The organism is Pseudomonas sp. MWU16-30322 (genome assembly GCF_020515535.1).
GTDB lineage: Bacteria > Pseudomonadota > Gammaproteobacteria > Pseudomonadales > Pseudomonadaceae > Aquipseudomonas > Aquipseudomonas fluorescens_H.
This window is the reverse complement of record NZ_JAIWYL010000018.1, coordinates 1-24,122: the sequence shown is the minus strand read 5'-3', so window position 1 is coordinate 24,122 and position 24,122 is coordinate 1. Positions and strand designations below refer to the sequence as shown.

General features: G+C 61.4%; 17 protein-coding genes. 8 read left to right on the top strand and 9 right to left on the bottom strand.

Annotated features, from left to right (window positions below; translation table 11 throughout):
* Nucleotides 1–5 precede the first annotated feature (5 nt).
* The 8 genes from LCH64_RS27620 to LCH64_RS27585 form a co-directional block, all read right to left on the bottom strand.
* Complete coding sequence (locus LCH64_RS27620) at nucleotides 6–632, bottom strand: response regulator transcription factor (protein ID WP_226501907.1); 627 nt, start codon at nucleotides 630–632, stop codon at nucleotides 6–8.
* A 143-nt stretch (nucleotides 633–775) separates the two neighbouring features.
* Nucleotides 776–1,210, bottom strand: a complete 435-nt coding sequence (locus LCH64_RS27615) for a chemotaxis protein CheY (protein WP_226501906.1) — start codon at nucleotides 1,208–1,210, stop codon at nucleotides 776–778.
* An 87-nt stretch (nucleotides 1,211–1,297) separates the two neighbouring features.
* The gene (locus LCH64_RS27610) at nucleotides 1,298–2,506 is read right to left on the bottom strand and encodes an EAL domain-containing response regulator (protein WP_177434676.1); all 1,209 of its coding nucleotides are present in this window, start codon (nucleotides 2,504–2,506) and stop codon (nucleotides 1,298–1,300) included.
* A 67-nt stretch (nucleotides 2,507–2,573) separates the two neighbouring features.
* Nucleotides 2,574–2,939: a hypothetical protein gene (locus LCH64_RS27605; protein ID WP_103484484.1), complete on the bottom strand. Its 366-nt coding sequence runs from the start codon at nucleotides 2,937–2,939 to the stop codon at nucleotides 2,574–2,576.
* A gap of 229 nt (nucleotides 2,940–3,168) precedes the next feature.
* Complete coding sequence (locus LCH64_RS27600; protein ID WP_103484485.1) at nucleotides 3,169–3,885, bottom strand: MgtC/SapB family protein; 717 nt, start codon at nucleotides 3,883–3,885, stop codon at nucleotides 3,169–3,171.
* A 141-nt stretch (nucleotides 3,886–4,026) separates the two neighbouring features.
* Entirely contained in the window at nucleotides 4,027–6,726 is a 2,700-nt protein-coding gene (gene mgtA / locus LCH64_RS27595; protein ID WP_103484486.1) for a magnesium-translocating P-type ATPase, read from the bottom strand.
* Between the two features lie 581 nt (nucleotides 6,727–7,307).
* Nucleotides 7,308–8,642, bottom strand: coding sequence for a SidA/IucD/PvdA family monooxygenase (locus tag LCH64_RS27590; protein ID WP_226501905.1), 1,335 nt, complete (start codon nucleotides 8,640–8,642; stop codon nucleotides 7,308–7,310).
* A gap of 131 nt (nucleotides 8,643–8,773) precedes the next feature.
* A complete protein-coding gene (locus LCH64_RS27585) occupies nucleotides 8,774–9,256 on the bottom strand; it encodes a sigma-70 family RNA polymerase sigma factor (RefSeq protein ID WP_045122362.1) in 483 nt (160 codons plus the stop codon).
* 324 nt (nucleotides 9,257–9,580) lie between these two features.
* Between LCH64_RS27585 and LCH64_RS27580 the strand changes: the two genes are divergently transcribed.
* From LCH64_RS27580 to LCH64_RS27570, 3 genes are read left to right on the top strand one after another with little or no spacing between them, the layout of a single operon-like run.
* The gene (locus tag LCH64_RS27580) at nucleotides 9,581–10,744 is read left to right on the top strand and encodes an efflux RND transporter periplasmic adaptor subunit (RefSeq protein ID WP_003223449.1); all 1,164 of its coding nucleotides are present in this window, start codon (nucleotides 9,581–9,583) and stop codon (nucleotides 10,742–10,744) included.
* Nucleotides 10,745–12,718 (top strand): MacB family efflux pump subunit, encoded by a 1,974-nt coding sequence (locus tag LCH64_RS27575; RefSeq protein ID WP_226501904.1) that lies wholly within the window; start codon nucleotides 10,745–10,747, stop codon nucleotides 12,716–12,718.
* Between the two features lie 7 nt (nucleotides 12,719–12,725).
* Nucleotides 12,726–14,120, top strand: coding sequence for an efflux transporter outer membrane subunit (locus LCH64_RS27570; protein ID WP_226501903.1), 1,395 nt, complete (start codon nucleotides 12,726–12,728; stop codon nucleotides 14,118–14,120).
* 119 nt (nucleotides 14,121–14,239) lie between these two features.
* On the opposite strand, the gene LCH64_RS27565 is transcribed toward LCH64_RS27570, so the two are convergent.
* On the bottom strand, nucleotides 14,240–15,865 hold the full coding sequence (locus LCH64_RS27565) for a PvdJ/PvdD/PvdP-like protein (protein ID WP_226501902.1): 1,626 nt from the start codon (nucleotides 15,863–15,865) through the stop codon (nucleotides 14,240–14,242).
* 207 nt (nucleotides 15,866–16,072) lie between these two features.
* Between LCH64_RS27565 and pvdM the strand changes: the two genes are divergently transcribed.
* The 5 genes from pvdM (at nucleotide 16,073) to LCH64_RS27540 (ending at nucleotide 24,003) form a co-directional block, all read left to right on the top strand.
* The gene (pvdM, locus tag LCH64_RS27560) at nucleotides 16,073–17,443 is read left to right on the top strand and encodes a pyoverdine-tailoring dipeptidase-like protein PvdM (RefSeq protein ID WP_226501901.1); all 1,371 of its coding nucleotides are present in this window, start codon (nucleotides 16,073–16,075) and stop codon (nucleotides 17,441–17,443) included.
* Entirely contained in the window at nucleotides 17,440–18,726 is a 1,287-nt protein-coding gene (locus tag LCH64_RS27555; RefSeq protein ID WP_226501900.1) for an aminotransferase class V-fold PLP-dependent enzyme, read from the top strand. The genes pvdM and LCH64_RS27555 overlap by 4 nt, the downstream gene beginning before the upstream one ends.
* Nucleotides 18,727–18,762: 36 nt before the next feature.
* Entirely contained in the window at nucleotides 18,763–19,650 is an 888-nt protein-coding gene (locus tag LCH64_RS27550) for a formylglycine-generating enzyme family protein (protein ID WP_226501899.1), read from the top strand.
* 108 nt (nucleotides 19,651–19,758) lie between these two features.
* Entirely contained in the window at nucleotides 19,759–21,408 is a 1,650-nt protein-coding gene (locus LCH64_RS27545; RefSeq protein WP_226501898.1) for a cyclic peptide export ABC transporter, read from the top strand.
* A gap of 114 nt (nucleotides 21,409–21,522) precedes the next feature.
* A complete protein-coding gene (locus LCH64_RS27540) occupies nucleotides 21,523–24,003 on the top strand; it encodes a TonB-dependent receptor (protein WP_226501897.1) in 2,481 nt (826 codons plus the stop codon).
* The last annotated feature ends 119 nt before the right edge of the window (nucleotides 24,004–24,122 follow it).

Sequence of the window (24,122 nt, the reverse complement as noted above, 5' to 3'; positions counted from 1 at the left end):
GCCACTCAGATCAAATGATTGCGCTTGGCGAATTCGCGCAAGTGCACCGTGGAATTGATCGCGAGTTTTTTCATCAGGCGGGTCTTGTAGGTACTGACGGTCTTATGGCTCAGGTGCATGTCTTCGGCGATCGCCTTGTTCGATTTGCCCAGTGCCAATTGCTCGAGAATGCTCAGTTCGCGGTTGGAGAGCTGATCGATCAGCTGTTTTTCACTGTGGCCCAGCGGGGACGATGTATGGGTGGTGTCGGGCAACGCTGCAAAGTATGAGTAGCCCGACATCAGTGCCTGGATTGCCTTGTGCAATTGCAGCAACTGGTTGGTTTTGGTCACGTAGCCCATGGCCCCGCCCCGCAGGCATCGATTTTGATAATGCAGCGGGTCCTGGGAGGAGAAGATCAACACCTTGCACTCGGGGTTGGCGGACTTCAGCCGCTCCAACACCTCCAGCCCGCCGAGCCCCGGTAACTTGAGATCGAGTATCACCAGTTTGGGTTGGTGCTTGCGGAGCAGCGCCATGACTTCACTGGCGCTCGATGCTTCGTGAATAACCTTGAACCGTTCGGCTTCGAGGACGAGTTTCACGGCCGCCCGTACCACCGGATGATCATCGACGATCAGCGCTGACTTCATGACCGCTCCCAGTGCAAAAACATGACGATGGCGCCACTGGCATCGGCTGTTCCTGCCGCAGTGGCTGCGCAAAGACTGTTACACGGGAGTCAAACCGTATCTACCTGTCAGATCTGACAGTTGCGCCAAAGGGGAATCCGTGCTCAAGCCCGACGCTGCAGGGCTGATAGCGGGCTCCAGGTGTCAGCCGCACACACCGGGGCAACATCGACGCGCGCCATCAGATGCTTGATCGCGGCCGCATTGGGCAAGGCGACATGGCTGATCTGCAGGTTTTCCTGAGCGAAGCCGGCGGGTGTCAGCGCAGGCGCCGAGGGCTCGTTATAGATCAGCGCGTGGCGCACATGCGGGTTGTTGAGGAAAAACCCCGGCAGGTCCAGCGATCCGGCCGCCAGCTCGGCGTTGATGACCACCGCATCGAAGGGTTCACAGCCGTACTCGACCAGGGTCAGCAGCTCAAGCAGACTCTGTACCGGAGCGATGCGGAAGTATTCAAGGCCATTGAACAGGCGCTCGATTTTCATCCGGTGAAAATGCTGCGGATCGGCAATCAGGATGCGCAGGGTTTTATTGATCATGCTCGATCTCCTGGAGGTCACGGGTGGATGCGCCAAGGCTACGCAAGCCGCAGGAACAACTCTGTAGGATCTTTCCTAAAAATCCGCTCATTCATCCGCGTTTTTCCCGTGGTTGCGCCGTTGCAGCCAGTTGAGCAAATCGGCCCCGGCCATCGGTCGTGCGTACCAGTAGCCCTGCCCTTGCGTGCAGCCCAGTGCCAGCAGTTCACGACGTTGCGCATCGGTTTCGATGCCCTCGATGACTACGCTCATGCCCAGGGCTTCGCCCAGTGCCAGGGTGCTGCTGATGGCGGCGCGGCAACGGGGTTCGTGCGCAAGGTTGCGAATGAAATCGGCGTCGAGCTTGATCTCGTTGAATGGCAGCTGACACAGGCGCTGCAATGAGGAGAACCCCGCGCCGAAGTCATCGATCGACAAGCGACAACCCATAATGCGCAACCGCACCAGACTCTCGAGGCTGGTGGCCGGCGCTTCGAGCAGACCGCTTTCGGTCAGCTCGAACGTCAGGCTCGAACCGCAGGTTTTATGTTCAGCCAAAAGGCTTTTCAAAGTGGACGTCAGTTGCGCATTGGCCAATTGCACGGTTTGCAGGTTGAAGGCCATGTTCAAGACAAAGCCCTGAGCCCGGGCACTGTGCTGTACCCGCAAGGCCTGATCGATCTGCGCGAACAGCATCTCGTCGAGCAGTCCGCAACGTTCAAGTACCGGCACAAACAGCGCCGGCGAAATCAGCCCGCGTGTCGGATGCAGCCAGCGGCACAGCACTTCAACGCCACAGACTTCGCCGCTCTGCAGGTTGAACTTGGGTTGATACCAGGCATGCAATTGGCCCTCGGCCAGCGCATGGCGTACCGCCGCTTCACTGGCCAGCGTTGTGGTGCGAACCGGCTGCGCCGGGCTGATCTGCCGATTGACGAATTTCTCCAGCAACTCGGCCAACACTTGGGCGTGCAGCGGTTTGCCGACATCACCGAGCAGGTGCAGCCCAAGCAGCGCAACCATCTGATGCACTGCCCGCCGCAGATCCGCCGACAGCGAACTGCTGATGATCACCGACCTGACCTGCCCCGACGCGCCGACCCGCTGCAGAAACTCCAGGCCGTCCATGCCCTCCATCTGCAAGTCGCACAGGGCGATGTCCACCGAGCCGACTTCATCGAGCAACGCCAGCGCCTGCGCGCCATCGCTGGCTTCCAGCACCTCCCGACACCCCAGCCCTTGCAGCATGTTCACCGCTACGGAGCGCTGGAAAGCGTGGTCTTCAAGCACCAGGATACGGAGCGGCAGATCGGGCATGAGGGTTGGCTCGCTGTGGGTGAAATGCGGATGAGTGTGGAGCTCGCGAGGGGGCGTCTGCGATTGCTTAACCATCGAGATGCTCCAGCACGGTGCCAAGGGTCTGCCGGTCCGGCGTATGGAGCATGAACAGCTGCCGGCGCTGGGTGGCATAAATCGCCTCGGCCTGCGGCTGACCACGCCGGACATCGTGGATCACACCGTGGCGAATCTGTGGATTGCCCTGAAAGAACCGCACCGGATCAACACCCGCAGCAGCAATCAGTTCGCCATTGATGATCATCAGGTCGAATTGCTCGAACGGCTCATGGGAGTAATGCGTCAACGCCAACAGTTCACGAAACGAACGCACTGGCGTGAGGTGGCGGTAGCCCAGCTCGTTGAAGACTCTGGCGATTCTGGATTGCAGAGCCTGCTGCTCTTCGACAATCACGATTCGCCTGCACTTGTAGGACATAAGGTTTAACGGCGTAAGAAAATGTGCTGAACACGCTAACCAGAAGTCGTCAGAACCTATGTAGGAAAAGTCCTAAAAGCAGGAGGAAACCTCTCGAAAACCGACAGGACGCCGCCTGGACACTGGCCAAAGCGGCGATTTTCTTGCCAGAGGCGGCGATAGCGATCGCCGAGAGCCACGCCGAATGGCGGCTCGAGTTGTTGCCTTATTCCGTGGTACTCGGACTCCAGAACGCCTGCACCACCAGCGCCGAGGTCGAGATCCGCGCCACCAGTGCATCAAGTTCGTCACCGTCCACCGAGGTGGTCGCCAGCGTCGCTTCGATCTCGATTTCGTCGGCGCCGAAGGCGTGTACATCGACATCGCTGGCCGGGTAGTTGCTGCGCTCCAGCTCGGCTTCGAGCAGGGCGAACACGGCTTTCTGTTGCGAGCGTCGGGCGATCACGTAAACGATGTTGGTGACTTCGGCCGAGACAACATCCAGTGGCTGGCGGTTGATGTTGTTGACGATCGGCCGCAGCAAGGTGTTGGCGGCGAGGATGAACAGCGTGCCGAGCACCGCTTCGGCCAGCAGGTCGGCACCGGCGCAGGCACCGACGGCGGCGGAGGTCCACAGGGTCGCGGCGGTGTTGAGGCCACGGACGTTGCCCTCCTCGCGCATGATCACGCCGGCGCCGAGAAAGCCGATGCCGGAGACCACGTAGGCGACCACGCGCACCGCGCCATCAGCACCGCCGAGGCGGTTGGCCATGTCGACGAAAATCGCCGCGCCGACCGCCACCAATACGTTGGTGCGCAGACCCGCCGTGCGTTGCCGGTACTGGCGCTCGAAACCGATCAGGCCACCGAGGATGAACGCTGCGCTGAGGCTGACGAGAGTGTCGAGCAGCGAGGTGAGGTTGAGGTTGTTGATGGCTTGCATAGTCTTGTCCTTGAAAACACCCGAATCCCCTGTAGGAGTGAGCCTGCTCGCGATAGCGGTGTGTCAGTCGCTGAAATTTTGACTGACAGATTGCTATCGCGAGCAGGCTCACTCCTACAGGGAACAGTGTTGCCCCTGCTGTTATTGCCAGCCGAACCGGCGGATGTAGAAGCCTTTCACCGCCTGGGTCAGCGCCATGTACGCCAACAGGATCATCGGCAGGAACACGAAGTACATCGACGGCAGCGCCTGCAGTTTGAAGTAGTCGGCCAGCGGCCCCATCGGCAGGAAGATCCCGACCGCCATGATGATCCCGGTCATCACCAACAGCGGCATGGCTGCACGGCTTTGCAGGAATGGAATCTTCGGCGTGCGGATCATGTGCACGATCAGCGTCTGGGTCAGCAAGCCCACCACGAACCAGCCGGACTGGAACAGGGTCTGGTGATCCGGGGTGTTGGCATCGAACACATACCACATCAAGGCGAACGTCAGGATGTCAAAGATCGAACTGATCGGACCGAAGAACAGCATGAAGCGTCCAACATCAGCCGGCTGCCAGCGTTGCGGCTTTTTCAGCATCTCGTCATCGACGTTGTCGAACGGAATGGCGATCTGCGAAATGTCGTAGAGCAGGTTCTGTACCAGCAGGTGCATCGGCAGCATCGGCAGGAACGGAATGAACGCACTGGCGACCAGTACCGAGAACACGTTGCCGAAGTTGGAGCTGGCGGTCATCTTGATGTACTTGAGCATGTTGGCGAAGGTGCGGCGCCCTTCGAGCACGCCCTCCTCCAGCACCATCAGGCTCTTTTCCAGGAGGATGATGTCGGCGGCTTCCTTGGCGATGTCCACCGCGCTGTCCACCGAAATACCGATGTCGGCCGTGCGCAGTGCCGGCGCATCGTTGATGCCGTCGCCCATGAAGCCGACCACATGCCCGTTGCCCTTGAGAATGCGCACGATGCGCTCCTTGTGCGACGGGGTCAGCTTGGCGAAGACATTGGTCTTCTCCACGGCGATTGCCAGTTGGGCATCACTCATGCGCTCGATGTCATTGCCCATCAGCAGGCCCTGTTGGGCCAGACCGACTTCGCGGCAAATCTTCGCAGTCACCAGTTCGTTGTCACCGGTCAGCACTTTGACGGCGACACCGTGTTCGGCCAAAGCCTTGAGCGCCGGCGCGGTGCTTTCCTTCGGTGGATCGAGGAACGCCACATAACCGATCAGCGTCAATTCCTGCTCATCCGCCAGGCTGTAAGTGTCGCGACCTTCCGGCATCGAGCGGGCAGCCACCGCCACCACGCGCAAGCCTTCAGCGTTGAATGCTGCGGTGACCTGACGAATCCGGGTCAGCAATTCATCGCTCAAGGCTTCTTCGACTTCGCCGTGCTGCACACGGGTGCACACCGCCAGCACTTCCTCTACCGCGCCTTTGCAGATCAGCAGATGCGGTTCACCACGCCCTTCGACCACCACCGACATGCGCCGGCGATTGAAGTCGAACGGGATCTCATCGACCTTGCGAAACGCCGTGCCGACCTTCAGCTCACGGTTGATTTCCACGTGTTCGAGCACCGCCACGTCGAGCAGGTTTTTCAGCCCGGTCTGGTAATAGCTGTTCAGGTAGGCCATTTCCAGCACGTCATCCGAGTCTTCACCCCAGACGTCGACATTGCGCGCGAGGAAGATCTTGTCCTGGGTCAGGGTGCCGGTCTTGTCGGTGCACAGCACGTCCATGGCACCGAAGTTCTGGATCGCATCCAGACGCTTGACGATGACTTTCTTGCGCGACAGGAACACCGCACCTTTGGCCAGGGTCGAGGTGACGATCATCGGCAACATTTCCGGAGTCAGGCCAACAGCGATCGACAGCGCGAACAACAGGGCTTCAGTCCAGTCGCCCTTGGTGAAACCGTTGATGAACAGCACCAGCGGCGCCATGACGAACATGAAGCGGATCAGCAGCCAGCTGACTTTGTTCACACCGAGCTGGAACGAGGTCACCGCACGGTCAGTCGCGCCGACCCGTTGCGCCAGCGCACCAAAATAGGTGCTGTTGCCGGTGGTGAGAATCACCGCCATCGCCGTGCCGGACACCACGTTGGTGCCCATGAACAGGATGTTCTCCAGCTCCAGCGGATTGCGCGTGTCGCGGTCGGCCTGGCGGGCAAATTTTTCCACCGGCATCGATTCACCGGTCATCGCCGCCTGGCTGACGAACAGATCCTTGGCGCTGAGCACCCGGCAATCGGCAGGAATCATGTCGCCGGCAGACAGTACGATCAGGTCGCCCGGCACCAGTTGCTTGATCGGCAGTTCGATCCGTGGCTCATCGCGGCGCATCACTGTGGCGGTGTTGCTGACCATGGCCTTGAGCGCGTCGGCGGCCCGGTTGGATTTGCTTTCCTGCCAGAAGCGCAGCAGCGTCGACAGCACCACCATGGAGAAAATCACCGTGGCGGCTTTGAGGTCTTCGGTCAGCCACGAGATCACCGCCAACAGGGTCAGCAGCAGGTTGAACGGGTTTTTGTAGCAGTGCCACAAGTGGGTCCACCATGGCAGCGGCTGCTCGTGTTCGACTTCGTTGAGGCCGTACTGCGCGCGCAGTGCGTCGACTTCAAAATCGGTCAAACCGTCAGTGTGGGTGCCCAGCGAAGACAGCAGTTCGCTGCTGTCGCGATGGGCCGCATCGACCAGGGTGTTGGCCAGGGTGGGCGGCACTTCACGGCTGACCGTGGTGTCGTTGATCGATTCCAGCAACGCCAGACGGCGGAAGTGCCGGGCGATGTGGCGTGTGCGCAGGAAGCCTGCGAAAAATTCCTTGAGCGTAAGTTTCATGGCTGTTGCCCCTATGGTCAGCCGGGAAACCGTCGAGCAGGTACGACCATGCCTCGTGCGCCGGAAAATCCGGCACGGCAAGGCTTGGCGCGCCGGTCAGAAAAGACAGGCGTGTCGATAGGTTTGCGATCACGACCACACGGTCGGAACCACACACGTTCAGTGTCGATGAGAAGGACGTCGGGACATGGTCTCAACTGACCATGATCGGGATGCCGCTGCTCGCTTTTACGGCGAGACAACGGCAGAGAAAGGCTGCGCGTTATCTTGCCGAGAATCTGCCGGTTACCGAGACCGGCCGACAACTGTCACTCGAACAAGTACCCACTGTGGGTCTCCGCTATTGATGAAAACGCGCGAAGCTTACGCCTCGATGATGGATGAGTAAACCCGTGAAAGGTGGTGTGTCGGGGATGTTCAGGAAGGGTTCAGGATTGAGGATTTGTGGTGTTTCAAATGGCCCCTTCGCGAGCAGGCTCGCTCCCACACTGGATCTTCATTCAACACAACTTCTGTGTTCGCTGGAGATCCCTTGTGGGAGCGAGCCTGCTCGCGAAGGCGGTGTATCAGGCACCGATGAGTCAGCTGGCAGCTGCCAACAACAGATCCGCCATCGAACGATGCCCACGGTGCTTGCCATGCTCGTACAGCGAGCCGGCAATCTCATCAGCGCGCACCGGCAGCACCGACAATAAGGTGTCGCTCAGACCATGGCTGGCCTGGCAGAAGCCCTGCATGTACAGGCCGGCCTTGCAGCGCTCGTCGGTGATCAGTCTGTAGTTGCGATCGACCTCGAAATCACCGAGGTACTCCTCCAGCGGAGCCAGCAGTTTGCGGTGCATCTGCCGCTCGTAACCGGTGGCCAGGACCACGGCGTCATAGACACGCACGGTAACTTCGCCGGTGGCGTTGTTGCGCACCGCCAGTTCAATGCCGCGCTCGGTGGCGGTGGCGCTTTCAACGGTGGTCAGGGTGCGGAATGCATGACGGGCGATGCCCGAGACTTTCTGCCGATAGAAGATGCCGTAGATGCGTTCGATCAGGTCGATGTCCACCACTGAGTAGTTGGTGTTGTGGTACTCGTTGACCAGGCGCTCGCGCTCGGCACTGTTTTGCTGGAACACCAGATCGGTGAACTCCGGCGAAAACACTTCGTTGACGAACGGGCTGTCGTCCGCAGGCTTGAGGGCCGAACCGCGCAGGATCATGTCGACCTGCACCGACGGGAACGAATCGTTCAGATCGATGAAGGCTTCCGCCGCGCTCTGCCCGCCACCGATGATCGCGATGCTCATCGGTTGATTGTTCACACACGGCTGTCTGGCCATCTGCGACAGGTACTGCGAGTGGTGGAACACGCGGCTGTCGCCCTTGAGCGCCTTGAACGCTTCGGGAATACGCGGCGTGCCGCCGGCGCTGACCACCACCGAACGCGCGGTGCGCACGAACTGCTGGCCTTCGGTGTCGCGGGAGATCACGCGCAACGCTTCAACCTGATGGTTGTGCAGCACCGGTTCGATGGTCAGCACTTCTTCGCCGTAGCGGCTCTGCTCGGTGAACTGCCCGGCGACCCAGCGCAGGTAGTCGTTGTACTCCATGCGGCACGGGTAGAAGGTGCCGAGATTGATGAAGTCCACCAGACGCCCGTGGTGCTTGAGGTAGTTGACGAACGAGTACGGACTGGTCGGGTTGCGCAGGGTCACCAGATCCTTGAGGAAGGAAATCTGCAACTCGCTCTGGGTCGACAGGGTGTTGCCGTGCCAGCTGTAGTCGGCCTGCTTGTCGAGGAACAGCACATCCAGCTCGCCGTGGGTCGGGCCGCGCTCTTGCAGAGCGATGGCCAGGGCCAGGTTGGAAGGGCCGAAACCGACGCCGATCAGGTCGTGAACGATGGGCGATGCAATTGCCTGTGTCATTTCCAGTGTCCTCTGGATGAACCCCTCAACACGGGGATAAAGCCTGGGTGGCCTGACCGGCCTGAAACAGGTCAGCAGGTCGTCTGTTGAGTAGGAACGAGGACGATGAAAGGAAATTTAACCAGCCAGGATCAATGGGCATCCCATTGTTTGATTCGCAACCGGCAATGCTTCATGGCATTGACGATGTGTTTTTCCACCAACGCCTTGGAGATCCCGAGGGTCGCGGCAATTTCGGGGTGGGACAGGCCTTCGATCTTGCGCAGCAAAAAGCTGTCGCGGCACAACGGCGGCAACTCCGCCAGCGCACGCTGGAGCATTTCCAGACGCTGGCCGTGATCGAGGGTGCCATGGGGTGACGGGGTGAAATATCGCTCTTCGCTGTCGAGCACATCAAGCGACTCGACCTGACGCAAGGCATTGCGCCGATGATCATCGATGACCAGGTTCAGGGCGGTGCGATAGAGAAACGCCCGGGGTTGCTCGATGGGCGTGTCACTGGAACGCTCCAGCACCCGCAAATAAGCGTCATGCACCACATCTTCGGCAACCTGACGGTTGCCCAGCCTGGCGTTCAGGAAACACACCAGCTCCCGATAGTAGTTTTCCAACATGACTCCCGACCGCATCGATGCAGTTCCTGTCCTTGAGCACACGGATTCCGCCGCCCGCGATCCGCAGTAGCAAGATGGTGGCAACTTGAGTTGCGTAATTTATAGTAATTCTCATATAGATTTAAAGAGCTGTTTCCACATCCGGGCCAAATAGTCCTCTGCGGCTACCTGTTACTTGATGTGTGCGCACTTAAATTCCCTTGCGCACTCATCGTTTACAGGACAGCTCCCCGTATCTGTCGCGCCTTGCGACAGCGTTCAACCCCCCGCGCACTGCGCCGCCGCGGTTGAACGACGGGCCGAACCTACTGGCCGGAACCCTGCATGAAACGTCCCCGCTCCGCCCGACGCGCCCTGTTTGCCGCCCTTTGTCTGATTCCCGTGATCGCGGTTGCCGCGTGGCAGGTTTTGCCGCCCGGGCGGGACGCCCTCGCCACCGTTCAGGTGACCCGCAGCAATATCGAAAACAGCGTGACCGCATTGGGCACTTTGCAGCCGCGTCGTTATGTGGATGTCGGCGCGCAGGCTTCCGGGCAGATCCAGAAGATCCATGTCGAGGCTGGCGATACGGTCAAGGAAGGCCAGTTGCTGGTGGAGATCGACCCCTCCACGCAAAAAGCCAAACTCGATGCCGGGCGTTTCTCGATCGAAAACCTCAAGGCGCAACTGCAGGAGCAGCGCGCCCAGCACGATCTCGCACAGCAGAAATACCAGCGCCAGCAGAAGCTCGCCGCCGGTGGCGCGACCCGTGAAGAAGATGTGCAGACCGCACGCGCCGAAGTTCGCGCGACGCAGGCGCGCATCGACATGTTCCAGGCGCAGATCCGCCAGGCCCAGGCGAGCCTGCGCAGCGACGAGGCCGAGCTCGGCTACACCCGCATTTATGCACCGATGAGCGGCACGGTGGTGGCCGTCGGCGCGCGGGAAGGCCAGACACTCAATGCGCAGCAACAGACACCGTTGATCCTGCGCATCGCGCGGCTATCGCCAATGACGGTCTGGGCCGAGGTTTCCGAAGCGGACATTGGCCACGTCAAACCCGGCATGACCGCCTACTTCACCACCCTCAGTGGTGGCAGCCGGCGCTGGAACAGCACTGTGCGGCAGATTCTGCCGGTGCCACCGCGCCCCCTCGAACAGAATCAGGGCGGCAGCCCCACCAGCGGGCGCAGCGGCAGCGAACGGGTGGTGCTGTACACCGTGCTGCTCGATGTCGACAACGCTGACAACAGCCTGATGACCGACATGACTGCGCAGGTGTTCTTTGTCGCGCAACAGGCCAGGGACACCCTGACCGTACCAAGCGCCGCCCTGCAGCCGGGCACGCGGGCGCAGTGGCAACGGGCGCAGGTCGTTGCCGCCAACGGCGAAATCCAGTCCCGCGACGTGCGAACCGGCATCAGCGATCGCCTGCGCACGCAAGTGCTCGAAGGTCTGGTCGAGGGCGATCACGTCCTCAGCGCTCCGGCCACCGGCAGCGGAGGCTGAATGCAAACGCCCCTGATTGACCTGCGGCAGATCCGCAAATCCTACGGCGGCAATGACAGTCCGCTGGTGGAGGTGTTGCGCGGCATCGATCTGTCGATTCATGCCGGCGAGTTCGTGGCCATCGTCGGCGCGTCCGGTTCCGGCAAATCGACGCTGATGAACATCCTTGGCTGCCTCGATCGCCCTACCAGCGGCGAATATCGTTTTGCCGGTGAAGATGTCGCGCAACTGGACACCGACGAACTGGCGTGGCTGCGCCGCGAGGCGTTCGGTTTCGTGTTCCAGGGCTATCACCTGATTCCGTCCGGCTCCGCCCAGGAAAACGTCGAGATGCCGGCCATCTACGCCGGCACTCCGGCAGCGGAGCGCCACGCGCGGGCCAGCGCATTGCTGGAGCGCCTCGGCCTGGCCAGTCGCACCGGCAACCGCCCGCATCAGCTTTCCGGCGGTCAGCAGCAGCGCGTGTCAATTGCCCGGGCGCTGATGAACGGCGGCCACATCATTCTCGCCGACGAACCCACCGGCGCCCTCGACAGCCACAGCGGCGCCGAGGTCATGACCTTGCTCGACGAACTCGCCAGTCAGGGCCATGTGGTGATTCTCATCACCCACGACCGCGAAGTGGCGCAACGCGCCAAACGCATCATCGAAATCCGCGACGGCCTGATCATCAGCGACACCGCCGAGCATCCGTCAGCCGCGCCCCGTACCGCCAACCCCGGCGCCCTGCAAGCGGTCGATCTGCGCCAGCGCCTGAGCGCCGGCAGTACCCGGACCGGCGCCTGGAAAGGCGAACTGGTGGATGCGGTGCAAGCCGCCTGGCGAGTCATGTGGATCAATCGGTTTCGCACCGCGCTGACGCTGCTCGGCATCGTCATCGGCGTGGCTTCGGTGGTGGTGATGCTGGCGGTTGGCGAAGGCAGCAAACGCCAGGTGATGGCGCAGATGGGCGCCTTCGGCTCCAACATCATTTATCTGAGCGGCGCCGCGCCCAACCCGCGCACGCCACCGGGGATCATCACGCTCGATGACGTCGCCGAGCTGGCCGCCCTGCCCCAGGTCGAACGCATCATGCCGGTCAACGGCTCGACCGCCGGCGTGCGTTTCGGCAACGCCGATCACAGCAGTTATGTCGGTGGCAACGACACCAACTTCCCGATCATCTTCAACTGGCCGGTGGTCCAGGGCAGTTACTTCACCCAGGCCGACGAAGACAGTGCCGCCGCTGTGGCGGTAATCGGTACCAAAGTGCGCGACAAGTTGCTCAAGGATGTCGCCGATCCGATCGGCCAGTACATCCTGATCGAAAACGTGCCGTTCCAGATCCTCGGCGTTCTCGCCGAAAAAGGCTCAAGCTCGGGCGACTCGGACAGCGACAATCGCATCGCCGTGCCCTACTCCGCGGCCAGCATGCGTCTGTTCGGCAGCCGCAATCCGGAATACGTGGTGATCGCCGCCAGGGATGCGCGCAAGGTCAAGGACGCCGAACAGGCCATCGAACAAGCGATGCTGCGCCGGCACAACGGCAAGAAGGACTTCGAACTCACCAACAACGCCGCGATGATCCAGGCCGAGGCGCGCACCCAGGGCACGCTGTCGCTGATGCTCGGCGCCATTGCTGCCATTTCGCTGCTGGTGGGCGGTATCGGCGTGATGAACATCATGCTCATGACCGTGCGCGAACGCACCCGGGAAATCGGCATTCGTATGGCCACCGGCGCCCGTCAGCGCGACATCCTGCGCCAGTTTCTCACCGAAGCGGTGATGCTTTCGGTGGTCGGTGGCATTGCCGGCATCAGCCTGGCAATGCTGGTCGGCGGCGTCCTGATGTTCAGTGGCGTAGCGATCGCGTTTCAATGGTTGGCTGTGCTCGGCGCCTTTGCCTGCGCACTGATCACCGGTGTCATCTTCGGCTTCATGCCTGCCCGCAAGGCCGCCCGGCTCGATCCGGTCACGGCCCTTACCAGTGAATGATCGATCTATGAAAGCGCCACTGACCCTCCTCGCCGCCAGCCTGATGCTGGCGGCCTGCAGCAGCCCTGCGCCACGCCCCGACAGCGGCGTGCAGCCACCGCCCGCCTGGCAGTCGCCGGATCATCCCGGTGCGGTGCAAAGCAACCGCCAATGGTGGACGCAGTTCGGCAGCCCCGAACTCGATCGACTGGTCGAACAGGCACGCCTGGGCAGCCATGACCTCGGCGCCGCGGTGGCCCGAGTCAGGCAGGCGCAGGCCAGCGCGACGATTGCCGGCGCCCCGCTACTGCCGGAAATCAAGGCCGGACTGAATGCCAATCGGCAGAAACTGTTGCACGGCAAGGGCTACAGCCAACTGGACGTGAACCCCGACAAGCGTTCGCTGGATTACTACGACGCGGAGCTGAGCGCCAGTTACGAAATCGATTTCTGGGGTGGCAAACGCGCCGCCCGCGACAGCGCGGTGTTCGGCGTGCAGGCCAGCGAATTCGATCGCGCCACCGTCGAACTGACCCTGCAAAGCGGCGTTGCCACCAGCTACACCCAGGCCCTGGCTTTGCGTGAGCAGGCGCGCATCGCCGAACTCAATCTGGCCAATGCGCAAAACGTATTGCACCTGGTGCAAACCCGCTTCGACGCCGGCAGCGCCACCGCACTGGAACTGGCCCAGCAGAAAAGCCTGGTGGCCGAACAACAGCGCAAGTTGCCGCTGGTGCAGCAACAGGCACGCGAAGCACTGATCAGCCTTGCCGCCCTGCTCGGCCAACCGGTGCAGACGCTGTCGTCACCTCAACAGTCATTCGAACAATTGCAGTGGCCGAACATCGCCAGTGGCGTGCCCAGCGATCTGCTGAGCCGGCGCCCGGACATCGCCAGCGCCGAAGCCAGACTCGCGGCCGCGCAAGCCGATGTCACCGTGGCCCGGGCGGCCATGCTACCCAAAGTCACCATCACCGCCAGCCTCGGCACCGGCGCCGATCTGGCGGCGGATCTGCTGCGCACGACGTTCTATAACCTGTCATCCGGGTTGACCGCGCCGATCTTCAACAATGGCCGTCTGAGCGCTGAACGCGACAAGGCCAAGGCCCGTCAGGACGAACTGCTGGAGACGTATCGCGGGGCAATCATCAATGGCTTCGCCGACGTCGAAAAAGCCCTCAGCAGCATTCGCGGCCTCGACGAACAACGGCAATGGCAAAGCGAAGAGCTGAGCCAGGCCCAAACCGCTTTCGACATCGCCCAAAGTCGCTATCAGGCCGGTGCCGAAGACTTGCTCACCGTGCTGCAAACCCAGCGCACGCTGTATGCGGCGCAGGACATGAACGTGCAACTGCGCCTGTCGCGCTTGCAGGCCAGCATTGCCTTGTACAAGGCATTGGGCGGCGGCTGGCAAGTCATCTGACCGTTCATTATCGACTGTCCCGACGCCTTCGCGAGCCTGCTCGCGAAAGCGCCAGGTCAGGCGAAACCAATCCCTCAGGGCAAAAAAAATCGCAGCTCCGGGCTGCGATTTTTTTGTGCTTAGAGTTGCCGCCCCTTCACCTTCAAATGTCGGGCGTACCACGGTCGCTGCGGCACCTTGCGGAACAGGTCGGCCATGTGGTCTTCATCGCCAAAGGTGATGCGCAGCGCGAGCTTCATGGTTTCCGGGTCCATCTCCACCGAGCGGCCGATTTGCAGGCCCGGCACGGTACTGCAGCCATGGGTGTCCGGCCCCAGCCACGGATCGTCGACTTCAACCCAGCGCCCCGGGGCAAACCACGGCACGCCATTGACTTCAAGACGACTGACTTCGCCCGGGTGAAAACGCTCATGGGCGCTAAACCAGTCTTCGAGGCGATCATCGATCCAGCCGTGAAAACGCCAGAACACCGGGTTCACATGGGAGGAAAACGGGTCGCCGAGAAAGTCGTTTTCCGGGGCGTACCAACGCGCGGCAAAATCCGCCTGATCGCGCGCCATCGGCACCGGAATATCGTTGGACGGGTCGCGTGCCACCGACGCCCAGCGCATATGCAACCAATCGTGCAGGCCCAGCTCTACTTCTGAGCCGAACTGGCCAAGGGTGAGTTTCGACAAGTATCGCGGGTCGCGGTACTGCGATTCCCAGACCTGGAAATTGCTGTGGTAAGTCTCGGCCGCCTTGATGTCGCTGACCCACTGGGTGTACTCATCATCGCCGTCGGTCACCCAGGTCGGCGGCAAGGCGTTGCCGTCGTGGTTGTCGAAGTAGCGGGCGAAGCCCTGACGGTCGCGTTCCAGTTCCGGTTGCGGCATGGGGAACGTCGGCCACGACGGCAAGTCCTGCATCGAGCGGGCCTTGCCCAGCATGTGCCGGTGCATGAAGAAAAAGTCGATGCCCGAACCATTGCGATCCTTGCGTGGCCCGCGGGCATCCCGTTCCTTGTCGCGCGGCCCGGGTTGCCAGCCGATTCCGCGCAGGGCCTCGCGTTTTTTCTCCGAGAGTTTGTGCCACTTGTCACGGGTCGCATGCCAGAGCTGGTGGAACAGGCGATGTTCCGGAGCGACCAGCCACGCCAACAGTGTCGGGTTCAATCCAGTGCGCTCGCGAGCCTCGGGAAAACGTCGTTTGATGGCGATGAAATGGTTGTCGAGTTCCGGCAAGCCCAACGGTCGATCCAGGCGCAACACCTGCCCGGTAAGCGTGCCGCTGCCGGCATTGCCGAACGCCGCCCAGACTTCGTCCAGTTTGACTTTGAATTCATAGACTGGCGGTGCTTGCGGCGCGTCGGTGCGCAGCAGCCGCCAGTACATCTCGGCGCCATTGCCCGGCGCCAGATCGCCAACCACCTGATAGCGTGCCGGCGCGTCAGAACGCAGATTGGCCCCGGTATCGAGGAATCCGCGCAAGCCGCGGCCACGACGGGCAATGTCGAGAAACAATTCCAGACCTTCGTGTGGCAGGCCGTCCAGCCCTGCGGCGGCTCCGCTGAAACGGATATCCCACACGCCGCGCAGGTTGTCCGCCAACTGCTGACCGGCCGTATCGGCCAGATCCACTGTGGCCTCTCCCGGTGTGATCGGAAACTCCTCACGGGTCAGCTCACGATGTGCATAAAAAGCGGCAGGCAGCGCGGCGCCCGTAAGTGCCATGCCCGCCATGAACCAGCGTCGAGAGATCGTCATTGCCCTACCTGTGTCAGCCATGAAGCAGGCTTTATCCAAGCTAGAACGTTTGCTCGCCGAGGAAATTTATGGCCCCGGCAAAAGATCACTACACGCCGTGAACGCTTTTCACCCGCACCACTAAATTACCCGTCCGGTCACTCGTTCCTCCCAGATAGCAAAGGCCCCTGCGCCTGCACTTCGACGGCGAACCTGAATGAGATGGCAATGACAAAACCGCGTTCGAAAAAGGCTCTATTTATCGGCCTGCCGCTGGCCTTGGCGATCAGCGCCGGCGCAGGGTTTCTGGCCTGGGATTACTGGTTTCGGGACAACCCCGGCTATCCGGTCAAAGTGATGAAACAGGCAACCGAGCTGCAGGATCGCATCCTCTCGTTCGACAGCCACATCACCGTGCCCCTGAGTTTCGGCGCGCACGGCAACGAAGCCGACAAGGACGGCTCGGGCCAGTTCGACCTGATCAAGGCCAATCGCGGTCGCTTGTCCGGCGCGGCACTGACCGTGTTCGGCTGGCCGGAAATGTGGAACGGCCCGAATGCGCCGCATCGCCCGACCGAGGGCTATGTCGAGGAAGCGCGCAACCAGCAGGAAGTGCGCTACAAAATCATTTCCGGGATGGTCCGCGATTTTCCCAATCAGGTTGGCATCGCCTACACCCCGGATGATTTCCGCCGCCTGCATGGCGAAGGCAAGTTTGCGATTTTCATCAGCATGCTCAACGCCTACCCGCTGGGCAACGACCTGAGCAAACTGGACCTGTGGGCCGGGCGCGGCATGCGCATGTTCGGCTTCAGCTACATCGGCAACAACAGCTGGGCCGACTCGTCGCGCCCGCTACCGTTTTTCAATGATTCCCCCGATGCCCTCGACGGTCTTTCGGACATCGGCAAGCAAGCGGTGCACCGCTTGAACGATCTGGGCGTGATCATCGACGTCTCGCAGATGTCGACCAAGGGCCTGGAGCAGGTCGCACAACTGAGCCGCACACCGCTGGTGGCTTCGCACTCGGCGCCACGGGCGGCGGTGGATATTCCGCGCAACCTCAGCGACAAGGAATTGCAGCTGATCAAGAACAGCGGCGGCGTGGTGCAGGTGGTCGGGTTCTCGCAATACCTCAAACCGCTGACCCAAGGCACCCAGGACAAACTCAACGTACTGCGCGCGCGCTTCGACCTGCCGCCGTTGCCGAACCTGGCCATGGCGCTGATGCCCGGCGATCCGATCATCACTGCCTGGTCCGAACAGAAACTCGGCCAGTACGCCAGCGGCCTCTACGCGATCCTTGAAGAAGAACCGAAAGCGACCCTCAAGGACCTCGGTGACGCCATCGATTACACCGTGCGCAAAATCGGCATCGACCATGTCGGTATCGCTTCGGACTTCAACGACGGCGGCGGTATCAAGGGTTGGGAAAACGTCGGGGAGATCCGCAACGTCACCGCCGAACTGATCCAGCGCGGCTACTCCGAAGCAGACATCGCCAAACTGTGGGGCGGCAACTTCATGCGCGTCTGGGATCAGGTGCAGAAAGCCGCCAAACCTGCGTTGATCTCCCGCCAGGACAGCGCCCAGCCATGACCGACCGCCGTACGTTTCTGAAACAGGCAGGCGTGGTCGCCGCCGCCCTGCCGTTTGGCACTACGCTCGCTGCGCCAGCAATGGCCGCGCCCGCCGCCGTGCCTTCCGGGAGCAAATGGACGCAGCTGCGCCAGTTGTTCGAGCAGGATCCGCAGGCGATTCACTTCGCCAACTTTCTGGTCACCTCCCACCCCAAACCCGTGCGCGAGGCCATCGCACGCCATCGTGCAGCGCTGGATCTGAACCCGGGCCTGGCCATGGACTGGGATTTGGGCGTCACCGAAAAGCGCGAAGACAATGTGCGGGTCTGGGCCGGCAAATACCTGCAGGCCAAACCGAGCCAGATCGCCCTCACCGGCAGCACCACCGAAGGCCTGGCGATGATTTACGGTGGCGTGCATGTGCGCCCGGATCAGGAAATCCTCACCACCGAGCACGAGCACTATTCGACCCGCAACATCCTCGATTTTCGCACCCGCCGCGATGGCACCCGGGTGCGAAAACTCAAACTGTTCGAAACCCCGCAAAGCATTTCGCTGGATCAGGTGCTCGACACCATCAACCGCAACATCCGCCCTGAAACCCGCGTGCTGGGGATGACCTGGGTGCATTCGGGCAGTGGCGTGAAGTTGCCGATCGGCGACATTTCGCGGCTGGTCGATGAGCACAACCGTCAGCGCGAAGATCAGGACCGATTGATTTACGTGGTCGACGGTGTGCACGGCTTCGGCGTCGATGACCTGAGTTTCCCGCAGATGAACTGCGACTTTTTCATTGCCGGCACCCACAAATGGATGTTCGGCCCGCGCGGCACCGGCATCGTCTGCAGCCGCAGTGAAGAAGTGAAATACGTCAGCCCGAGCGTGCCAACGTTCTCCGAAGCCACGACGTTCGCCACCACCATGACCCCGGGCGGCTACCACGCTTTCGAACACCGCTGGGCACTGGACGAGGCCTTCAAACTGCATCTGCAACTGGGCAAGGCCGACGTTCAGGCACGCATTCATCAGCTCAACAGTTATTTGAAAGAGCGCTTGCGGGAACACGCGAACATCGAACTGGTGACCCCGCTCGATCCGCAGTTTTCTGCCGGTTTCACGTTCTTCCGGGTCAAGGGCCAGGACAGCGACGAGGTCGCCGCCTACCTGATGAACCAGCGGGTGATCTGCGACGCCGTCAGCCGCGATGTCGGCCCGGTGATCCGCACCGCCCCCGGGCTGCTCAACAGCGAAGCCGAAGTCGACCGGTTCATGGACATCCTCGGCAAAAAACTGCGCGCCTGAGCGCTCGCCCCCGGTTTCCTTTCACAGAGACGACTCATGAAAAAGCCTCACGCCTCATTCATCTTCAAGGCCCTCCCCGCACTGGTCCTGACCGCGCTCTGCGTCGGCCTGTTGCCCGGTGCCGCCCAGGCTGCGACCCCGCCCGCTCCGGGCAAAGTGTTCAAGGACTGCAAGGACTGCCCGGAAATGGTGGTGCTGCCCACTGGCAGCTTCACCATGGGCACCCCGGAGGACGAAGTCGGCCGCGAGCCGGATGAAGGTCCGCGCCACGTGGTGACCTTCAGCAAACCGTTCGCCATCAGCCGTTTCCAGGTACTGGTCGGCGAATGGGACGCGTATGTGCGCGATACCGGCAACAAGCCCTACGACTTCGATGATCGCCCGGGCCGCCGCTGCACCGCCGGCAAACCGGAGTTCAAGCAGACCGCGCGCGACCCGGCGGTGTGCATGAACGTGGCCGAAGCTCAGGGCTATATCGATTGGCTGTCGAAAAAGACCGGCCACAGCTATCGCCTGCAAAGCGAATCGATCCGCGAATACGCCGCCCGTGGCGGCAGCACCGGGCCCTTCCCGTTCCCGTTCGATGAAGGCAACAACTACCAGATTTCCAAACACGCCAACACCTATGGCGCCGCCGACGGCTACAACTTCACCTCGCCGGCCGGCACCTTCCCGGCCAACGCTTTCGGCGTCTACGACGCCCACGGCAACGTCTATGAGTGGACCGCCGATTGCTATCACAAGGACTATTCCGGGGTACCCGACGACGGGCGCCCGTGGGTGCAGGAACACTGTGAACGCCAGGTCATGCGCGGCAACGACTGGGGCGAAGCGCCGGTGTTCTCCCGCTCCGGCAACCGCAACAGCAGCTGGCCGACCAGCAAGGGTGACTGGCTCGGTTTCCGCGTAGTGCGTGACCTCTGATCCTGCCCGCCACGACCGCAGCCCGTCTGCGGTCGTTTAAAGAAACTCCGTGACCATTCGTTTTCCTTAAGTACCGGCACTCCCTCCGCACCGAAGCAGGAATCCTCCATGACCAAGCCTACGCGTGGGGCGATCAACGAATTGTTCGCCCTGCTCAAGCCCTTCCGCCTGATCGTCTCTGTGTCCATCGTGCTCGGCATGATCGGTGGCCTGAGCGTCACCGTGCTGCTGGCGACCATCAACAATGCCTTGCACTCCGATGACGGCCTGACCCGCACGGTGGTCATGATCTTCGCCGGCCTCTGCGCCGTGGCGTTGCTGACGACGATTCTGTCGGACATCGGCACCAACTATGTCGGCCAGCACATCATTGCCAGGCTGCGCAAGGAACTGGGGGAGAAGGTGCTGTCGGCGCCGATCGACCAGATCGAACGCTATCGCAGTCACCGCTTGATCCCGGTGCTGACCCACGACGTCGACACCATCAGCGACTTCGCCTTCGCCTTTGCGCCGCTGGCGATCTCCATGACCGTCACCCTGGGCTGCCTCGGTTACCTGGCGATGCTGTCCTGGCCGATGTTCCTGATGATGCTGGTGGCCATCGCCATCGGCACCACGATTCAGGCGATTGCCCGGGCCAAGGGCATGCGCGGGTTCTACGCCGCGCGCGACTCCGAAGACGAACTGCAAAAGCACTACAACGCGATTGCCGAAGGGGCCAAGGAGCTGCGTATCCACCGCCCGCGGCGCCAGCGCATGTTTGTCGCCGGCATTCAGAAAACCGCGGAAAAAATCTGCGACACCCAGATCAAATCCATCAACACCTTCGTGATCGCCAAGTCGTTCGGCTCGATGCTGTTCTTCGTGGTGATCGGCATGGCTCTGGCGCTGCAATCCTTCTGGCCGAGCGCCGACAAAGCGGTCATGAGTGGATTTGTACTGGTGCTGCTGTACATGAAAGGCCCGCTGGAGCATCTGGTCAGCACCTTGCCGATCATCAGCCGCGCACAGATTGCGTTCCGCCGGATTGCCGAGCTGAGCGAACAGTTTTCCTCGCCGGAACCGCACCTGCTACTGGAAGACACGGGCAGCAAAGCGGCAGCCGTCAACAGCCTGGAGCTGCGCAACGTGCGCTACGCGTTCCCGGCGGTGGAAGGCAGCGAACCGTTCCGTCTGGGGCCGGTCAACCTGCGCATCGAACAAGGCGACATCGTGTTCATCGTCGGTGAAAACGGTTGTGGCAAAACCACGCTGATCAAATTGCTGCTCGGCCTGTACGCACCGACCGAGGGTGAAATCCGCGTCAACGATCAAGCGATCACTGCGCTCAACCGCGATGACTACCGACAGAACTTCACCACGATCTTTGCCGACTACTACCTGTTCGACGACCTGATCCAGGGCGATCGTCAGGTGCCGCAGGACGCCACCCGCTACCTCGAGCGTCTGGAAATTGCGCACAAGGTCAGCGTGCGCGACGGCGCCTTCAGCACCACCGATCTGTCCACCGGCCAGCGCAAACGCCTGGCGCTGGTCAACGCCTGGCTCGAAGAGCGCCCGGTGCTGGTGTTCGATGAATGGGCGGCGGATCAGGATCCGACGTTCCGGCGGATTTTCTACACCGAGTTGCTGCCCGACCTCAAACGCCTGGGCAAGACCATCATCGTGATTTCCCACGATGACCGTTACTTCGACGTTGCCGACCAACTGGTGCGCATGGAGGCCGGAAAGGTCAAAAGCGAACTGCAGACCGCTTGAAACACGGGGCCGCGGCCAGGCCGGAAAAATAGTTTTCCGGTTTGCCGCGGCTTCCTCGTCTTAATGAGATGAATAAGAACCATTAACAACTATACCTGCCAAGGTCTTAACCTCATGTCCGCATCCCGTTTCATGCTTCGCCCCCTGACTCGAGCCCTGTTGATGCAGGGCGTCACACGTTCGCGACTGGCCGGCACCGGTCTCGGTCTGGCACTGACCGTCGCTGCCACCCCGTATGTCCAGGCGCAGGAATGGACACTGAACATTCCGGCCCAGCCACTGGCACAGGCTCTGCAGACCCTCAGCCAACAGACCAGCCTGCAAATCATCTACAGCCCGGAAAGTCTGCAAGGTCTGCGCTCCAGCGCACTCAGCGGGCGCTATCAGGGTGATGATTCGCTTAACGCGATCCTCAAAGGCACCGGCATTCGCTATCAGCGTGACGGCAACACCGTGACCGTGCTCGGCCCGGCCACCGGCGATACCATGGAACTGGCGCCGACCAACGTCAACGCGCAACGCATGAGCGCCACCACCGAAGGCAGCAACTCCTACACCACCGGTGGCGTGACCATTGGCAAGGGCACGCATTCGCTGAAAGAAACACCGCAGTCGATCACCGTCATGACGCGCAAGATGCTCGATGACCAGAACCTCAACACCATCGAACAAGTGATGGAGAAGACCCCGGGCATCACCGTTTACGACTCGCCAATGGGCGGCAAGTATTTCTACTCCCGCGGTTTCCGCATGAGCGGCCAGTATCAGTACGACGGCGTACCGCTGGATATCGGCAGCAGCTACGTGCAGGCCGACAGCTTCAACAGCGACATGGCCATCTACGACCGCGTGGAAGTACTGCGTGGCGCCGCCGGCATGATGAAAGGCGCCGGCGGCACCGCCGGTGGCGTCAACTTCGTGCGCAAGCGCGGCGGCGATACCGCCCACACTGAACTCTCGCTGTCGGCAGGCACCTGGGACAACTATCGCGGTCAGGTCGATACCGGTGGCCCGCTGAACGACTCGGGCACCATCCGTGGTCGCGCCGTGGTCACTGAGCAGACCCGTCAATATTTCTATGACGTCGCCAGCCGCAAGGATCAGATCTACTACGGCGCCCTGGACTTCGACCTCAGCCCCGACACCACACTGGGTGTGGGCGTCGCCTGGGAAGACGTCGACGCCACGCCTTGCTGGGGCGGCCTGCCGCGTTACGCCGACGGCTCCGACCTGCACCTCAAGCGCTCGACCTGCCTGAACACATCCTGGAACAACCAGCGCAGCAAACGCGCCACCTACTTCACTGACCTCAAGCACCAGTTCAATGATGACTGGTCGCTCAAGGTCGCGGGCGTCTACTCGCGCAACACCCAGGACATGGAATACGCATTCCCGAGCGGCGCCGTACCGGTCGGCGCCACTTCGTCCAGCACCTTGATGCTGGGCAGCACCTACGATTACGACCAGGTCGACTACGGCTTCGATACCTACGTTGACGGCAAATTCGACGCGTTCGGCCAGCAACATGAACTGACCGTCGGCGTAAACGCCAGCCGTTCGAACAAGGACGACTTCTACGCAGTGGCCGCGTTGCCACAACGTCAGAACGTGCTGGATCCGAACCACCACATCCCGCAACCGGATGAAAGCTATTACCTGGCCAATGCATCCCGTGGCGGCCCGGTGGACATGCACATCAAGCAATACGGCGCTTACTCCATCGGCCGCTTCAAACTGGCCGATCCGCTGACCCTCGTACTGGGCAGCCGGGTGAGCTGGTACAAGTCCGACACCGACTCGGTGCAGTACTTCCGCGGCGAAGGCACACCGGTCAACACCAAGTCCACCGAGACCGGGCAAGTCACGCCGTTCGCCGGTCTGCTGTTCGACCTCAACGACAACCTGACCGCCTACGCCAGCTACACCGACATCTTCACCCCGCAAGGCGCTTACAAGACCATCGATGGCAGCACCCTCAAGCCATTGATCGGCCAGAGCTACGAGTTGGGGATCAAGGGTGAGTGGTTCGACGGTCGTCTGAACAGCTCCTTCAGCCTGTTCCGCACCATTCAGAAAGATGCACAACAGGATGATCCGCGCTGCGAAGACGGCTCTTGCTCGATCAACTCCGGCAAGGTCCGCGCTCAGGGCTTCGAAGCGGAAGTCAGCGGTGAAGTGATTGACCGCCTGCAACTGCTGGCCGGCTACACCTACACCCAGACCAAAGTGCTGGAAGATGCCGACACCACGCTGGACGGCACCGCCTACAACTCTTATGTGCCACGTCACCTGTTGCGTGTCTGGGGTGACTACAGCCTGACCGGCCCGCTGGATCGCGTCACCGTCGGTGCCGGCGTCAACGCGCAGAGCGGCAACTATCGCGTCTCGCCGATTGGCGGTGGCAACATCAACGGTGCCGGTTATGCGGTGTGGAACGGTCGCATCGGCTACAAGATCGACGACACCTGGTCTGTCGCGCTCAACGGTAACAACCTGTTCGACAAGCGTTATTACTCGACCATTGGTACCGAAGGTTTCGGTAACTTTTATGGTGATCCGCGTAATTTCGTGATGTCGGTCAAGGCTGTTTTCTGATTGCTTCGGTTGTGAGAAAGCCCCGCTTTGGCGGGGCTTTTTTTTGTCTGTCTGGTGTTGGGGTGTTGGGATTAATGGGGGTTGGGATTGGGGGCATATCCGTTGCTGCGGGTGTTGCC

Excerpts from the sequence above, each read along its gene's own strand:
- LCH64_RS27590 (WP_226501905.1), bottom strand. The coding sequence starts at position 8,642 with ATGACACAGGCAATTGCATCGCCCATCGTTCACGACCTGATCGGCGTC.
- LCH64_RS27570 (WP_226501903.1), top strand. The coding sequence starts at position 12,726 with ATGAAAGCGCCACTGACCCTCCTCGCCGCCAGCCTGATGCTGGCGGCC.
- LCH64_RS27550 (WP_226501899.1), top strand. The coding sequence starts at position 18,763 with ATGAAAAAGCCTCACGCCTCATTCATCTTCAAGGCCCTCCCCGCACTG.
- pvdM (WP_226501901.1), top strand. The coding sequence starts at position 16,073 with ATGACAAAACCGCGTTCGAAAAAGGCTCTATTTATCGGCCTGCCGCTG.
- LCH64_RS27610 (WP_177434676.1), bottom strand. The coding sequence starts at position 2,506 with ATGCCCGATCTGCCGCTCCGTATCCTGGTGCTTGAAGACCACGCTTTC.
- LCH64_RS27555 (WP_226501900.1), top strand. The coding sequence starts at position 17,440 with ATGACCGACCGCCGTACGTTTCTGAAACAGGCAGGCGTGGTCGCCGCC.
- LCH64_RS27585 (WP_045122362.1), bottom strand. The coding sequence starts at position 9,256 with ATGTTGGAAAACTACTATCGGGAGCTGGTGTGTTTCCTGAACGCCAGG.
- LCH64_RS27580 (WP_003223449.1), top strand. The coding sequence starts at position 9,581 with ATGAAACGTCCCCGCTCCGCCCGACGCGCCCTGTTTGCCGCCCTTTGT.
- mgtA (WP_103484486.1), bottom strand. The coding sequence starts at position 6,726 with ATGAAACTTACGCTCAAGGAATTTTTCGCAGGCTTCCTGCGCACACGC.
- LCH64_RS27600 (WP_103484485.1), bottom strand. The coding sequence starts at position 3,885 with ATGCAAGCCATCAACAACCTCAACCTCACCTCGCTGCTCGACACTCTC.
- LCH64_RS27545 (WP_226501898.1), top strand. The coding sequence starts at position 19,759 with ATGACCAAGCCTACGCGTGGGGCGATCAACGAATTGTTCGCCCTGCTC.
- LCH64_RS27565 (WP_226501902.1), bottom strand. The coding sequence starts at position 15,865 with ATGACGATCTCTCGACGCTGGTTCATGGCGGGCATGGCACTTACGGGC.
- LCH64_RS27620 (WP_226501907.1), bottom strand. The coding sequence starts at position 632 with ATGAAGTCAGCGCTGATCGTCGATGATCATCCGGTGGTACGGGCGGCC.
- LCH64_RS27615 (WP_226501906.1), bottom strand. The coding sequence starts at position 1,210 with ATGATCAATAAAACCCTGCGCATCCTGATTGCCGATCCGCAGCATTTT.
- LCH64_RS27540 (WP_226501897.1), top strand. The coding sequence starts at position 21,523 with ATGTCCGCATCCCGTTTCATGCTTCGCCCCCTGACTCGAGCCCTGTTG.
- LCH64_RS27575 (WP_226501904.1), top strand. The coding sequence starts at position 10,745 with ATGCAAACGCCCCTGATTGACCTGCGGCAGATCCGCAAATCCTACGGC.